The following is a 14,532-nucleotide window of genomic DNA, read 5'->3' as shown; positions in this document are numbered from 1 at the left end:
CTATAGCTCAGTGAGCGGCGGCCTTGGCACGGGGGATGGTGCGTCCCGAAGTGCGGCGCAGCGCGCCGCGGACGAGTCCGGAGGCGCACACGACCACCGGCGGCGCGAGCAATGCGCTCACGTCGTCGGGCAGCTCGGGCAGCTCGTCCTTCCAGGTCCGTTCCTGGACGGTCCAACGGGTCTCAGACATGGTCTCGGCCTCTCCCAGAGATGTCGTCGCTACATTGCGAACGCCATCTGTTCGCGCCGGCGTCGCACCGGCTGTGCGTCTTTCCTGTGTGCTTCTTCCAGGGAACGACACGCGAGACCGGCCGATACGGTTCTGTCGCCGACGCGGCACGAAAACAGTACTCATGGGTGAGGAACCCGCGACGATCCGTCACCCGATCAGGAATATGCGGGTGTGGTCCGGGTGAGGAGTTTGACGATTCGCAACGCCATCCCGCGGGGCTGGCGGCGGCGCAGCTCTACGATGTCGGCCAGCGCGTGAATGATCTTCAGGCCGCGGCCGGCCTCCGCGTCGGGCGGGGCGTCGGGAACCTCAGCGATCTCCTCGAGCCCAGTGCCCTCGTCGACGACGTCGATGATGCAGCGGTCCTCGTGGATCGTGACGGTCACCTCGTAGTCGGTGCCGGCGTGCTGTACCGCGTTGGCACACGCCTCACCGATGGCCAGGCCGATGTCGTCGCGGCACTCCTTGGTCACCGAGAAGACGGCCAGGGCCGCGTCGAGGACGCGCCGGGTCAGCGGCACCGTGGAGCGGTCGCGCGGCAGGGAGAGCGAGAGCCGGACTTCCATCCCCACGTCGGACTCCCTTCGCGTGCCATGGCTGCCCTTTTAGGGTGCCCCGGAGGCCACGAGAGGAAACTCGGCCCGGACGCGGCGGGTCACGACGCGCTCGGCGACGAAGGACAGGAACGGCACGGTGCCGGCCAGCAGGACCAGCACCGTGAACGGCAGCTTCCAGCGGGCGCGGCGGGCCAGGTCGGCGGCGAGCACCAGGTAGACCATGTAGAGGAAGCCGTGCGCCGGGCCGACAACGGCCACGATGGTGTCGTCGTCGGTGGTGTACTTCAGCACCGTGCCGGCCGTGAGCACGAGCAGCAGCACGCCCACGATCCAGGCCACGACGCGGTAGCGGGTCAGCGCAGGGTTCAGGTTCATGTCCGGTTCATCCTGGGAAGTCGCTCGGTCGGCGGTCTGGGTTGGCGGAGAGCCAGGCGAGCATCCGGTTGTACTGCGCAAGCTCCGGATCATCCTCGTCGCTCACGGCAGGCGTCGCGGGCGCCCGGCTCACCGGCGGGCGCAGCGGCGGCGGGGCGGGCCTCGGCGCGCGCGTCCCCCGGGCGTCGCGCACGGCGCGCGCCCACAGGAAGATCACGAAGAGCGCGAACAGCGGCCATTGCACGGTGTACGCCCAGCTGAGCATGTTGCCGGCGGCGGCCCGCTGATACTGCCAGCGGCCGGCGAGCAGGCAGACGGCCACCCCGGCGAGCGCCAGGACGTGTCCGAGCACCCACCGGGTAGTGAAGAACTGCCGCACGGGTAGGCAGGCTACTCCTTTTGTGTTCAGTCGAACTCGGGACCCACATCCCGCGTGCGCTTGATCTCGTAGAAGCCGGGCGTGCCGGCGACCAGGAGGGTGCCGTCCCAGAGGCGGCCGGCGGCCTCGCCCTTGGGCCGGGGGGGTGACAACCGGGCCGAAGAAAGCGATGAGATTGCCGTCCGGGCCGGGCACGTGGATGACGGGGGTGCCGACGTCCATGCCGACCGGGTTCATCCCGGCGAAGTGGCTCTCGCGCAGCTGCGCGTCGTACTCGGTGGACTCGGCGTACTCGGCCAGGTCGGCGGGGAGCCCGGCCTCGACGAGCGCGGAGCGGTACAGCTCGTCGCTCAGCTCCTGCTTGTCGTGGTGAATCCGGCTGCCAAGTGCGGTGTAAAGCGGACGAAGTACCTCATTGCCGAACTTCTGCTCGGCGGCGATCGCGACGCGGACAGGCCCCCAACCCTTTGCCAGACCCTCCTTGTATCGCTCCGGCAGGTCGTCGCGCCCCTCGTTCAGAATGGACAGGCTCATGACGTGGAAGCGCACCCTGACGGGCCGCACCTGTTCCACCTCGAGAAGCCAGCGAGACGTGATCCAGGCCCACGGGCAGCGCGGGTCGAACCACATGTCGGCGATGACGCGGTCTTCGGCCATGACGGTGACCACCTCACTAGTGAAAGAGTCGGAAATCCATTCCGATCCTTACTCCTCCACCATGGCGGACACTACTTCGCGCGTGGGTGACCTGAGCCACTCCCCCAGCGTCCTCCACGAACATGGAACACTCGGTGTGACGCCGTCGACGGGGACGGCCACAGCGAAACGACAGGAGACGACACGTGGCCGGTGTACGCAACCTACGCCAGGTCGAAGCGGTCGAGCGGGCTCGCCTGCTCGACGTCACGGCGTACGACATCAGCCTCGACCTGACCGATGGCGCCGGAAATCCCGGGGAAGGCACGTTCCGGTCGACCAGCGAGGTGCGGTTCACCTGCCGGGAGCCGGGAGCCGACACCTTCATCGAGGTCGCCGCGGCTGCCCTGCGCGGCGCGACGCTCAACGGTGAGCCCGTCGACACCAGCGGCTGGTCCACGGAGGGCGGTCTGCCGCTCGCGGGCCTGCGCGCCGAGAACGTCCTGGTCGTGGACGCCGACTTCACGTACTCGACGACCGGCCAGGGCCTGCACCGCAGCGTCGACCCGGTGGACAAGGAGGTGTATCTCTACAGCCAGTTCGAGACGGCCGACGCGCAGCGCGCCTTCGCGTGCTTCGACCAGCCCGACCTCAAGGCCCGGTTCACGTTCCGCGTCACGGCGCCGGCGCACTGGAAGATCATCTCCAACATGCCGCTGGAGCGGCAGGAGGGCCTGGTGCGCGTCTTCGCGCAGACGCCGCCGATGAGCACCTACATCACCGCCGTGTGCGCCGGCCCCTACCACGAGGTCCGCGAGACGCACGACGGCATCGATCTCGGCGTGTTCTGCCGGCAGTCGATGAAGCAGTACCTCGACGCCGACGACATCAACCTGATCACCAAGCAGGGCTTCGACTTCTTCCACGAAGAGTTCGGCATCCGCTACCCGCTGCCGAAGTACGACCAGGTGTACTCCCCGGAGTTCAACGCCGGCGCGATGGAGAACTTCGGCTGCGTGGTCCACGCCGAGCAGCACTACATCTTCCGCTCGCCGGTCACCGACTTCGAGTACGAGCAGCGGGCCAACACGATCCTGCACGAGCTCGCACACATGTGGTTCGGCGACCTGGTCACCATGCGCTGGTGGGACGACCTGTGGCTCAACGAGTCGTTCGCGGAGTGGGCGAGCCACTGGTGCAACACCCACGCGACCCGCTTCACCGACGCCTGGACGACCTTCCTGTCGGTGCGCAAGAACTGGGGCTACCGGCAGGACCAGCTGTCCTCGACGCACCCGGTGTACACCGAGATGCCCGACGTCGAGGCGGTCGAGGTCAACTTCGACGGCATCACCTACGCCAAGGGCGCCAGCGTCATCAAGCAGCTGGTCGCGTACGTCGGCATCGACCCGTTCCGCAGCGGCCTGCGGGCGTACTTCCAGCAGCACCAGTGGGGCAACGCGACCTTCGACGACCTGCTCACCGCGCTGGAGACCGCCAGCGGCAAGGAGCTGCGCAAGTTCGCCGCCCAGTGGCTGGAGACCGCGCAGGTCAACACCCTGCGCCCGGAGGTCACCATCGCCGCCGACGGCACCTACGAGCGGGTCGTCGTGCAGCAGGAGGCCCCGGCGGCCTACCCGACGCTGCGCACCCACCGCATCGGCATCGGCCTCTACGACCTCGTCGACGGCGGCCTGGTCCGCCGCGAGCTCATCGAGACCGACGTGGACGGCGAGCGCACCGAGATCGCCGTCCTCGCCGGCCGCCCCGCCGCCGACGTGCTGCTGCTCAACGACGACGACCTGACGTACGCCAAGCTGCGCCTCGACCCGCGCTCCATGGCCACGGTCGTCGACCACATCGACGGCCTGGACAACTCGCTGGCCCGCGCGCTGGTCTGGTCGGCCTCGTGGGACATGGTCCGCGACGCCGAGCTCGCCGCCCGCGACTACGTCCGGCTCGTCGCCGGCGGCCTGCCGGCCGAGAAGGACATCAACCTCGTCACGGCCACGATCCGCCAGGCCCAGTCGGCCCTCGTGTTCTACGCCGACCCGGCCTGGGCGCCGCAGGGCTGGACCCAGCTGGCCGACACGGCCCGCGAGGCCCTGCGCTCGGCCGAGCCCGGCAGCGGCTTCCAGCTGGCGTGGGCACGCTCGTTCGCGGCCGCGGCCCGCAGCGAGTCCGACCTGGCGGTACTCGCGGGCTGGCTCCGCGGCGACGACGTGCCGTCGGGCCTGACCATCCAGGCCGACCTGCGCTGGGGCATCCTGCACGCGCTGATCGCCAACGGCGCCGCCGACCCGGCCCAGATCGAGGCCGAGCTCGACCGCGACCGCACCGCGAGCGGCGAACGCCAGGCCGCTCTGGCCCGCGCCCTGGTCCCGACGCCCGAGTCGAAGGCCGAGACGTGGCGCCGCCTGACCGAGGACCACGCGCTGCCGAACTGGCTGCAGCGTTCGCTGCTGCAGGGCTTCCAGCACTCGGCACAGACCGCCCTCACCGCCCCGTACGTCCCCGCCTACTTCGACGCGCTCCTCCCGGTGTGGGAGAGCCGCGACAGCGAGCCGGCGGCGGAGTTCGTGGAGATGGGCTACCCGGCGTACCAGGTGAGCGAGGACACGGTGGCCCGCACCGAGGCCTGGCTGGCCACGCCGGACAGCCCGGCGCCGCTGCGGCGCCTGGTCGGCGAGGGGCGCGACGGCATCGTGCGCGCCCTGAAGGCTCGCGCGAAGGACGCCTCGGCCTAGCGCAGTTCGCTTTCGACCCCCGCCGCCTCCGGGCGCGCGGGGGTCGTTGCTTTCCGGCACCCCACGAGCCACGAGGCGCCGCCCAGCCGAGGCCGCCGCCCCCGCAAGCCCGCAGCCGCGGCGAGGCGCCGCCGAGCCACGGACGTCACCCCGCAGCTGCAGCGAGGCGCCGCCCAGGCACGGACGTCACCCCGCAGCTGCAGCGAGGCGCCGCCCAGGCACGGACGTCGCCCCCGCAGCCACAGCGAGGCGCCGCCCCAGCCGAGGCCCAGGCCGTCGCCCCCGCAACCCGCAGCCGCGGCGAGGCGCCATCAGCGAGGCCGAGGCCGCCGCGCCCGGCAGCCCGCAGCCGCGGCGAGGTGCCGCCCAGTCACGGACGTCGCCCGCGCGGCCGCAGCGCGAGGTCCGAAACCGAGCCGCGGCAAGGACCGAGGCGAGGCCGGCAAAGGCGACGGCGCGCGTCCCCAATGCGGGGCGCGCGCCGTGATCGCTGGTTGATCGGGGTCGGGCTCGGCGGTGCGGCTCCGCTTCATTCACCGTACCCGCCGCCACCTAACCGATCTTCAAACCGGTTTCGGAGCGTAGTTCTCCGTCACGCCTAGTGGCGGCCGGCGTGGTCGGCCAGTTGGGCCAGGCCGCTCACCAGGCCGCCGGCCAGGTCGCCGCCGCCGAAGGACGCGGCCATCGACAGGGCGGCCAGCTTCGCGGCGCGGTCCGGGAGGCGGCGGCGAGCCTCGCCGCCCGTGACGATCTCCAGGAGGCGCTGGTTCGGGGAGAGCGCGATGAGCACGGAGTGCGGCGGGTCGGCGAGCTGGGCGTGCAGCTTCTCCGCATGCGCGCGGACCGGCTCCTCCAGGTCGCCGACGTAGATGCTGAACGTCAGGCCGGTCGACGAGTCGGCCAGGCGCAGCGCCTCGTCCAGGCGCAGCAGCTGGCGCGTGGTGAACGGGCCGTTGAGGACTTCGGGGCGACCCACGTGGGTCCCCGTGCTACCAACGGTCACTTGCGCCTCCGATGACGTGCGGCTGGGCCTTGTCGCCGGACCACTCGGTCGCGGTGGCCTCGCCGCCTGCGGTCAGTTCCGCCCGCCGCGCGCCGGTGAGCTCGCGGGCGTTCGCCGCCTTGGTCAGCTGCTCGGGCGCGGAGAGGAACCAGACGGGCGTGAATTCAAACGGCCGTCCGGGCCGGTAGCGCTTGCTACGGCGGGAACCTCCCGCGTAGACGGCGCCCGCGATGAGCAGGATGACCGCTGCCGGGATGCCGGCGAAGATCAGCGTCGTCTCGATGATGGACAAGCTCAACGCCCCCAGGCGTCGAAGGGACTAAAAGACCGGCTTCACGTTAGCGGGCGGCCATGACCAGCCGGTTGCCGGGGGCCTACCGTCACTGACATGGACCTCTCGCGCCACTATGCCGAAACGCAGGACGCCCAGGACTCGATCGGACATTTCCGGTCGCTTTTCTATATTCCGGACAACGAGCTCGTCTACTACGACGGTAACTCGCTCGGGCGCCTGCCGCTGGCCACCCGCGAGCGGCTCCGCGAGGCCATCGACCGCGAATGGGGGCACGACCTGATCCGGGGCTGGGACGTGTGGATCGACCTGGCCCGGTCCGCCGGTGACATTCTGGCCGCATCGGTACTCCATGTCGCGCCCGGCGAAGTGATCCTGTCGGACTCGACCAGCGTCAACCTGTACAAGCTCGCGGCCGCGGCGCTGGATGCCCGCCCGGGGCGCCGCGCGATCGTCATCGACGACGACAACTTCCCCACCGACCGGTACGTCCTGGAGGGCCTCGCCGCCGCCCGCGGCCTCGAGTTGCGCGTCGTCGAGACCGACATCGACGCGGGGATCGACCCGGCGCGCGTGGCCGCGGCCCTCGACGACGACGTGGCGCTGGTGTGCCTGTCCCACGTCGCGTACCGCTCCGGCGCCATCGCCGACATGGTGGCGATCACCACTGCCGCGCACCGGGTGGGCGCCCTCACACTGTGGGATCTGTGCCACTCGGCGGGCGCCGTCCGGGTGCCGCTGCGCGAGTCGGGCGCGGACCTGGCGGTGGGGTGCACGTACAAGTACCTCAACGCCGGCCCGGGCGCCCCCGCGTTCCTGTATGTCCGGCGGGATCTGCAGGAGGCGCTGCGCCAGCCGATCTGGGGCTGGTTCGGAAGGCGCGACCAGTTCGCGATGGCGGCCGGCTACGACCCGGCCGAGTCCATCGACCGCTACCTGGTCGGCACCCCGCCGGTCCTCGGCGGCTATGCCGTCATCGAGGGCGCGCGCATCACCGCGGAGGCCGGCGTCGATGCGCTCGCGGCGAAGGGGCAACGGCTCACGGAGTACACCAACCAACTGGCCCAGGAATGGCTCGGACCGCGACTGACCCTCGCGAGCCCGGCCGATCCGCGGCGCCGCGGCAGCCACGTGACGTTCCGCTCGCCCGAGGCCTGGCAGATGTGCCAGGCCCTCAAGGCGGCCGGGGTCATTCCGGACTTCCGCACGCCGGAGCGGCTGCGGATCGGCCTGGCCCCGCTCTACACGCGGTTCGTCGACGTGTACGACGGCATGGCGCGGCTGCGCGACATCGTGGAGTCCGACGCGCACCTGTCGTACCCGGCCGAACTGGGCCGGGTCACGTGATCTAGGCGGCCTGGACCAGGCCGTCGGCCGGGAGGTCCAGCCAGTCGGCCCAGCGCGGGTCCGGGGTGCGGTGCCCGAGGACCCGCCACGCCACGCCCTTGGGCGCTATTGGGGTGGTATGCAAACGCCAGCCGAGTTCGGCTGGCGTTTTGTCACCTTTGGTGTGGTTGCAGCGGGCGCAGGCGGCTACGACGTTCTCCCAGGCGTGCCGCCCGCCCCGGCTACGTGGCATCACGTGGTCGATGGTCTCGGCGGGGCCGCGGCAGTAGGCGCAACGCCATCCGTCGCGGGCGAATATGCCGCGCCTGGAGAGGCCTATATGCGTGCGGTACGGCACCCGGACGTAGCGGGTGAGCCGGACCACGGACGGCACCGGCAACTCGTTCATCGCACTGTGGAGGATCCCGTCACCGTCGGCGACGCACACGGCCTTCGACGTCAGGACCAGGATGGTGGCACGTCTGACAGACACGACACACAGCGGCTCGTAGGTGGCATTGAGCACCAGCGCACCCGATACTCGTGCGGGTCGTATGTCAGGCATCGCGCCGTCTCCCTTGCTACGTGAAGGATGTCTCCCTGGAAATGGCCATGTGAGGTCAACTCGCCGGCCCACCGGCGGCGGTCCGTGGGCTAATCGTCCCTGATAGATCCTCGGATTGCACGTACTATTTGCGGCCGGTGGGTGAACCTTCGCCGGTGTTAGCCCCTGAACCCCCCACATTTGTGCGAACTTGCCCCGTTCGCCCCGGTTTGCCGCTAGGAGCTTTGTGATCAGCCCGCTCGCGATGCCTCTGGAGACGCCGACCCCCTCCGTCGTTCCGAAGCCGAGCTGCGCCGGCAAGAGCGGCCTGTGCGACTACGTCTTCGACCTGACCCACAACGGCTGGCTCGCCGAGAGTAGCTACTGGGTGCTGGTCAAGCCGCTGACGATCCTGGTGATCATCCTCATCGCGTTCGTGGTGCGGGCTCTGATCCACCGCGCCGTCGACCGCCTGATCAAGCACACGGTCTCCGAGAACGAGACAGGAGGCTCGCTGCTGCGGCCGCTGCGCAACCGGCTGCCCAACGCGCTGACGCTGCCCACCGAGCGGCGCAACCAGCGGGCCCGGGCGCTCGGATCAGTGCTGCGCAGCATCGCCTCGGCAGTGGTGTTCTCCATCGCGGCGATGCTGGTGCTCGGAGAGATCGGCATCAACCTCGGTCCGCTGCTGGCCAGCGCCGGCATCGCCGGCCTCGCGATCGGCTTCGGCGCGCAGAACCTGGTGAAGGACTTCATCGCGGGCCTGTTCATGCTGCTCGAGGACCAGTACGGCGTCGGCGACGTCGTCGACGTCGGCGAGACCAGCGGCACCGTCGAGGCGGTGGGGCTGCGCATCACCACGATCCGCGACGCCGCCGGCGTGGTCTGGTACGTGCGCAACGGCGAGATCGTCCGGGTCGGCAACAAGAGCCAGGGCTGGGCCGTGGTCAACATCGACGTGCCCGTCGGGTTCGTCGCGGTCGACCAGGCGACCGCCGTGCTGCGCGAGGCCGCCGAGGCGTTCGGCGCGGACCCGGAATTCGCCGACGACTTCATCGACCCGCCGAAGGTGCTCGGCGTCGAGCAGCTCACCGCCGACGGCGCGGTGCTGCGCACGACGGTGAAGACCTCCACCGAGGCGCAGTGGCGGGTCGGCCGCGAGCTGCGGCGGCGGCTCACCGAGGCGCTCGAGCGGGCCGGCATCGCCGCCCAGCTCACCGCGGCGCGCATGTTCATCCGCCCGGGCTCCACGGAGGGGAACGACGCCCCGACCGGCGCTGGGGTCAACCCGTCCGGACCGACCTGACCGATCCTTCTCGACGAGCCACCCGGCCGTGGTACACCTGGCTTCGTGTAGCCATATAGCCAGTACTGCGCCGAACGGTGGAATTTGTCCGATCTAGCGGCCATCTGTGATCAACCCGGAGGGTAGGGTCGCGCGTCGGGTGGTCATTCGGTTATCGTCCGTTCGTTCAGGTGCATCGCTGCACAGTGTCCCGGTCCGCCGCCGTTGACCCCTGTACGTGGCGGAATGACCGGTTCGGCCGCGCCCGCGAACGTTTGACGCCGCTGTCGTGACCGTGGGAAGGGGGCTCAGCCGGTGTCAGATCCCGACGAGTCCGCTCAGCGCCCTGCAACCATTCGCGAGACGCTCGCCAACAAGGAGTTCGCGGCCTCGTTCTGGGCGCAGGCGCAGTCCACACTGGGCGACAACGTGGCTCGCGCGGCGATCGTCGCGGTGGTCTACGGCCAGACCAAGTCGCCGCTGCTGGCGGCCGCCGCGTTCGCGGTCAGCTACCTGCCCTGGCTCGGCTTCGGCGCGCTGCTGGCGGCATGGGCCGAGCGCCACCCCTACCGGCGCACCATGATCGGCTGCGACCTGATCCGCGCCGGCATCATGTTCCTGCTGGCCGCCTACCCGCACGCGCCGGCCGGCCTGCTCATCGCCCTGCTGTTCGTCAACGCGCTGCTGAGCCCGCCGTTCGACGCCTCCCGCTCGGCGCTGCTGCCGCAGCTGATCAGCGGCGAGCAGTACGTCACCGGCGTGACCCTGTCGCGCACCACCGCCCAGATCGCGCTGATCGGCGGCTACGGCCTCGGCGCCCTGCTGGTGAGCATCGACGACTCGGCCGCGCTGCTGTTCAACGCGATCACCTTCGTGGTCTCGGCGCTACTGGTGCGCACCATGGTCCGGGAGCGCCCGCCGAGCCTGAAGGCCGAGCAGCGCACCAACCTGGTGCGCGAGGCGATCGACGGCTACCGGGTCGTGCTCCGCTCGCCGGTCATGCGCTCCATCGCGCTGATCGTGTTCAGCGGCGTGTGCTTCGGCGTGATCCCCGAGGGCATCGCCGCGACCTGGGCGGCGCACCTGGCCGGGCACGCCGACTCCTTCGCGTTCGGCGCCATCATGACGGCCGCAGCGTGCGGCTTCGTGCTCGGCAGCGCTCTGGTGACCTGGCTGCTGCGGCCCCAGCGGCGCGTGGCGCTCATCCGGCCAGTGGCGCTCATCACACCGCTGGTGCTGGTGCCCGCGCTGTTCGACCCCAACCTGGTCGTCGTCGTCATCATGACGGTGATCAGCGGCGCCTCCCTGGCGATCACGCTGCCGGCCGGCAACGGGCTCTTCGTGCAGGTGCTGCCGCCGGCCTACCGGGCCCGCGCGTTCGGCGTCATGCAGAGCGGCATGCACCTCATCCAGGGCGGCGCGGTCATGCTCACGGGCTGGCTCGCGTTCATGTATCCGCTGCCCGACGTCGTGGGCTTCCTCGGCATCGCCGGCGTCGCCGTGCTGGTGCTGATCATCGCCTCCTGGCCGACGCCGGCCACGATCGCCGACGCGATCGCGGCCAACAAGGTGCGGGTCGCCGCCGATGCGCACGCCGCCGCGAGCCCCGGGCAGATCGAGGACTTCGGCGAGGTCACGATCGACCTGGGCCGCGCGCCGCTGCCCCCGCGCCGGCGCCCCTCGCCCGGCCCGTCGGCGCGCCGCGAGCCCCCGATGCCCGACCCGGCGGAGCGCACGGTCGACCTGACGGAGCGCACCGCGGAGCTCGGCGGCCTCCCGCCCGCACCGCCGTCGCAGCCGGCGCGGCATAGTTGACGGCGTGACGTCCCCCAACTTCTACGAGCTCGTCGGTGGCGAGCCGACGTTTCGCAAGCTCGTCGACGAGTTCTACGCCGGTGTGGCCGAGGACCCGATCCTCCGCCCGCTGTACCCGGAGGAGGACCTCGGCCCGGCCAACGAGCGCTTCCGGCTGTTCCTGATCCAGTACTGGGGCGGCCCGAGCACCTACTCGGAGAACCGCGGCCACCCGCGGCTGCGGATGCGCCACGCGCCCTTCCGGATCGCCTCGGCCGAGCGCGACGCGTGGCTGCGGCAGATGCGCCGGGCCGTCGACGCGATCCAGCTCGCGCCCGAGCACGAGGCGGTGCTGTGGGAGTACCTGGAGCGGGCCGCCCACTTCATGGTCAACGCCGACGATCCGGACGAATCGGAATCACCGGCCATTCCCGTGCTTTAGCCCGGACCCCCAGCGCATTCCGCAGGGCGTGGGCGCCAGGGCGCCCCTGGCGCTGCTGCCCGCGTCGTGAGGTACCACCGAAAAAGCAATCGGCCCCCGTCCAAGGACGGGGGCCGACTTCACATGGGGTGACTGATGGGATTTGAACCCACGACACCCGGGACCACAACCCGGTGCTCTGCCAACTGAGCTACAGCCACCATGAACTCGCCCGCTAATAGTAGGGCATGGGGGGCGGGATCCGTCGACGGGGTTATGACCCGTTCGTGTCGCCTTCCTTGCTGAGCTCGGCGGCGATCGCCTTGGCGGTGTCGACGTCGGGCCCGGGCAGCGGAACGAAGAGCGTGCGCCGGTAGTACTCGAGCTCCCGGATGCTCTCCCGGATGTCGGCCAGGGCGCGGTGTGCGAGGCCCTTCGGCGGCTGGCCGAAGTACACCCGCGGATACCACCGCCGGCACAGCTCTTTGATCGACGAGACGTCGATCATCCGGTAGTGCAGGTGGTGGTCGAGGCGCGGCATGTCCCGCGCGAGGAAGCCGCGGTCGGTCGCGATCGAGTTGCCGCACAGCGGGGCGGTGCGCGGGTCGCGCACGTGCTCCGTGATGTACGTCATGATCATGTCCTCGGCTTCGGCCAGGCTAACGGTGGAGGCGCGCACCGCCTCGGTCAGCCCCGACCGCCCGTGCATCTCGCGAACGACCTCGAGCATGCCGTCCAGCGCCGCGTCCTCGGCGTGGATCACCACGTCGACGCCCTCGCCGAGCACGTTGAGATCCGGGTCGGTCACCAGCGCCGCGACCTCGATCAGCGCGTCCTTACCCAGATCGAGACCCGTCATCTCACAGTCGATCCAGACCAGAAGATCACCCACACCCGACAGCCTAGTGTTCATCTGGCCGACTGCTCACCTCTCGGTGCAGGCAACCACCTAAACTGCGCGATCTCGTTATCAACGGGCCGCACGGTGACGACTCGCTCACCGTGCGGCGCGCCGATGCGGCGGGCGGCGCCCAGGCCTTTCCCCGGCACTGCCAGAGCGGCATCACCGGCAAATCGGTCGGGCCGTTCAGGACTTCACGGGCACCTGCACCGTGACCGTCGTCTGGTTGAGGTCGTCGACCCGGGCCGTGAACTTGAACTCCCATGTGCCCGGGGCGGTGAGCGTGATCTGCCCCGCCGCGTGGTCGTCGCCGATCCCCAGCAACGGCACGGCGAGCGGCTCGATCTCCTTGGACGGCAGCGCGGCGGTCGCCCGCCACTCGACGACGGTCTGGGGCCCGGAGCCGTCGGGCTTGAGGGCGTACAGGTGGACGGCGTTCAGCCCGACCTGGCCCGGCGAGATGTCGACCTGGAGCTTGAGCAGGTTGGTCGTGACGGTGCTGTCGAACGGGCCGGCCGGGACCCCGTTCTGGCTGCGGGCCGGGCTGGTCTGCACGAGCACCGACGTCAGCGCGAGCACGATCACGGCGATCGCGACCTCGATGAGCACCGCGGTGCGCAGCCGCTTGCGATCCGTCCCGTTCGCGGCCTCCTGGGCGCCCTCGCCCTGTGTGCCGCTTTCGCCTTCGCCGGCCTCATCGCCTGGTTCGTCATCTTCGAGGGCATCGTCGCTTTCGGCGTCACGCACCGCTTCCGACGTGCCGCCCATTCCAGGCATTTCCGAACTGCCGCCGACGCCCACCGCTACCGGGATCGGGGTGAAGCGGCGATTCGTGATGCGGCGGGAGTACGCCGCCACGGACACCACGACGGCGAGCAGCGCGACCTTGGCGATGACCAGCTGGCCGTACAACGTGCCGGTGAGCGCGTCGAGCGTGCCGATCTCCACGAGCGCCTGCGCGGTGCCGGCCAGCACGAGCACGGTGATCGCGAAGAGCGCCCACCCGGACCACACCGGGACGATCGCGGTGAGCTCGCGGGTGTTGGCCCGCCGCAGCAGGAACCCGAACAGCATGACCAGGCCGCCCAGCCAGATCGACATGGCCGCGAGGTGTGCGACGTCGGCCACGACCGTCAGCGTCGGCACCGGCGAGGCGCTCGGGTGCCCGGAGACCGGCCAGGTCCCGAGGCCGACCACGCCGAGGATGACCAGGAGCGTCTGGTCGATCTTGCTGGCCCGCCCGGCGATGAGCGGCCGCAGCAGCAGGGCCACCGCGATGACCACGCCGAGCCGGACCAGGTGCGCGGCGCCGAACGGGGTGCCCAGCACCTCACGGGTGGCGGCGCCGGAGACGTCGAAAAGGGACGTTCCGGCGGTATAGGGGATCTGGAGGTACAACTCCAGGATCGTGCTGACCGCGAGCAGCCCGGCGCCGGCCTGCGCCAGCCGACCCGGATCGCGGGTGGGCAGCCGGCGCGGCCAGAGGGCGAACAGGATCAGCGCCGGGCCGATGAGCAGCACGAGCCCGGCGAAGCCCAGGAAGCGCGCCACCGACATTGCGTTCTTGACCACGGCGTCGGTCTGGACAGAGGAGCCGGCGTCGTCCTGGTTGGGGACGGCGGAGGGCTGGCCGTAGGAGAAGGTGTAGCCGCCGCTGACCGGGTGGCTGTCGGCCGAGATGACCCGGTAGCTGACCAGGTACGTGCCCTTCGGGCCGCCCTGTTTGAGCGGGATGACCAGCTCCGAGTCACGCACGGCCGGCTTGCCGGTGTCGGCGCGGTTGCCGTCCGGCCCGGTCACCCGGATCTTGTCGACGACCAATCGGACCGGCTCGCTGAAGTTCAGCGTGACCTCGCCCGGGAGCTGGTCGAGCACCGTCCCGGCGACGGGTGCGGTCTGCTCGAGGGTGGCGTGCGCGCTGGCGGGCGCGGCGGGCAGCACGAGGATGGCCAGGGCGCCCAGGAGCATCGCCAGGGGTATGGACCATCTGCGTCGGGTCATGACGTCATGATTTCTCGCCCGTCATGCTCGGGTGGTCGC

Annotated in this window: 14 protein-coding genes, 1 tRNA gene and 1 pseudogene; 5 read left to right on the top strand and 11 right to left on the bottom strand. The window is 70.5% G+C overall.

From position 1 onward, the window contains the following. Positions 1-7: 7 nt before the first annotated feature. The 5 genes and pseudogenes from ABD901_RS48810 to ABD901_RS48790 all read right to left on the bottom strand — a co-directional run bounded on the left by ABD901_RS48810 (position 8) and on the right by ABD901_RS48790 (position 2,200). Positions 8-190, bottom strand: a complete 183-nt coding sequence (locus ABD901_RS48810; protein ID WP_345139589.1) for a hypothetical protein — start codon at positions 188-190, stop codon at positions 8-10. A 197-nt stretch (positions 191-387) separates the two neighbouring features. Continuing rightward, the gene (locus tag ABD901_RS48805; protein ID WP_345139662.1) at positions 388-798 is read right to left on the bottom strand and encodes an ATP-binding protein; all 411 of its coding nucleotides are present in this window, start codon (positions 796-798) and stop codon (positions 388-390) included. A gap of 39 nt (positions 799-837) precedes the next feature. After that, the gene (locus ABD901_RS48800; protein ID WP_345139659.1) at positions 838-1,158 is read right to left on the bottom strand and encodes a DUF3817 domain-containing protein; all 321 of its coding nucleotides are present in this window, start codon (positions 1,156-1,158) and stop codon (positions 838-840) included. A 13-nt stretch (positions 1,159-1,171) separates the two neighbouring features. Further along, the gene (locus tag ABD901_RS48795; RefSeq protein WP_345139586.1) at positions 1,172-1,543 is read right to left on the bottom strand and encodes a hypothetical protein; all 372 of its coding nucleotides are present in this window, start codon (positions 1,541-1,543) and stop codon (positions 1,172-1,174) included. Positions 1,544-1,569: 26 nt separating this feature from the next. Beyond that, a pseudogene (locus ABD901_RS48790) lies at positions 1,570-2,200 on the bottom strand (mycothiol-dependent nitroreductase Rv2466c family protein). Between the two features lie 185 nt (positions 2,201-2,385). On the opposite strand from ABD901_RS48790, the gene pepN reads away from it, so the two are divergent. Then, positions 2,386-4,926, top strand: a complete 2,541-nt coding sequence (gene pepN, locus ABD901_RS48785) for an aminopeptidase N (protein ID WP_345139584.1) — start codon at positions 2,386-2,388, stop codon at positions 4,924-4,926. A gap of 598 nt (positions 4,927-5,524) precedes the next feature. Here pepN and ABD901_RS48780 read toward each other — a convergent pair. Beyond that, positions 5,525-5,929, bottom strand: a complete 405-nt coding sequence (locus ABD901_RS48780) for a DUF5130 family protein (protein ID WP_345139579.1) — start codon at positions 5,927-5,929, stop codon at positions 5,525-5,527. Next, positions 5,916-6,221 (bottom strand): aa3-type cytochrome oxidase subunit CtaJ, encoded by a 306-nt coding sequence (ctaJ, locus tag ABD901_RS48775; protein ID WP_345139575.1) that lies wholly within the window; start codon positions 6,219-6,221, stop codon positions 5,916-5,918. The genes ABD901_RS48780 and ctaJ overlap by 14 nt, the downstream gene beginning before the upstream one ends. A gap of 96 nt (positions 6,222-6,317) precedes the next feature. Between ctaJ and kynU the strand changes: the two genes are divergently transcribed. Further along, on the top strand, positions 6,318-7,568 hold the full coding sequence (gene kynU, locus ABD901_RS48770) for a kynureninase (protein WP_345139572.1): 1,251 nt from the start codon (positions 6,318-6,320) through the stop codon (positions 7,566-7,568). Position 7,569: 1 nt separating this feature from the next. On the opposite strand, the gene ABD901_RS48765 is transcribed toward kynU, so the two are convergent. Then, a complete protein-coding gene (locus ABD901_RS48765; RefSeq protein ID WP_345139569.1) occupies positions 7,570-8,112 on the bottom strand; it encodes an HNH endonuclease in 543 nt (180 codons plus the stop codon). Between the two features lie 244 nt (positions 8,113-8,356). On the opposite strand from ABD901_RS48765, the gene ABD901_RS48760 reads away from it, so the two are divergent. From ABD901_RS48760 to ABD901_RS48750, 3 genes are all read left to right on the top strand, one after another. Next, complete coding sequence (locus tag ABD901_RS48760; protein ID WP_345139566.1) at positions 8,357-9,397, top strand: mechanosensitive ion channel family protein; 1,041 nt, start codon at positions 8,357-8,359, stop codon at positions 9,395-9,397. A 294-nt stretch (positions 9,398-9,691) separates the two neighbouring features. After that, positions 9,692-11,191, top strand: a complete 1,500-nt coding sequence (locus tag ABD901_RS48755; RefSeq protein ID WP_345139564.1) for an MFS transporter — start codon at positions 9,692-9,694, stop codon at positions 11,189-11,191. Positions 11,192-11,195: 4 nt separating this feature from the next. After that, positions 11,196-11,612 (top strand): globin, encoded by a 417-nt coding sequence (locus ABD901_RS48750; protein WP_345139559.1) that lies wholly within the window; start codon positions 11,196-11,198, stop codon positions 11,610-11,612. A gap of 124 nt (positions 11,613-11,736) precedes the next feature. Here ABD901_RS48750 and ABD901_RS48745 read toward each other — a convergent pair. From ABD901_RS48745 to ABD901_RS48735, 3 genes are all read right to left on the bottom strand, one after another. Then, positions 11,737-11,812 (bottom strand) — tRNA-His (locus ABD901_RS48745). Positions 11,813-11,865: 53 nt separating this feature from the next. Continuing rightward, complete coding sequence (orn, locus tag ABD901_RS48740; protein ID WP_345139556.1) at positions 11,866-12,504, bottom strand: oligoribonuclease; 639 nt, start codon at positions 12,502-12,504, stop codon at positions 11,866-11,868. A 174-nt stretch (positions 12,505-12,678) separates the two neighbouring features. After that, positions 12,679-14,493 carry a copper resistance CopC/CopD family protein gene (locus ABD901_RS48735; RefSeq protein WP_345139543.1) on the bottom strand — a complete coding sequence of 605 codons (1,815 nt, stop codon included), beginning with the start codon at positions 14,491-14,493 and terminating at the stop codon, positions 12,679-12,681. Positions 14,494-14,532 lie beyond the last annotated feature (39 nt).

Source organism: Dactylosporangium darangshiense (genome assembly GCF_039537565.1).
In the GTDB taxonomy this organism is placed as follows: Bacteria; Actinomycetota; Actinomycetes; order Mycobacteriales; family Micromonosporaceae; genus Dactylosporangium; species Dactylosporangium darangshiense.
This window is presented reverse-complemented; position numbering and strand designations above follow the sequence as displayed.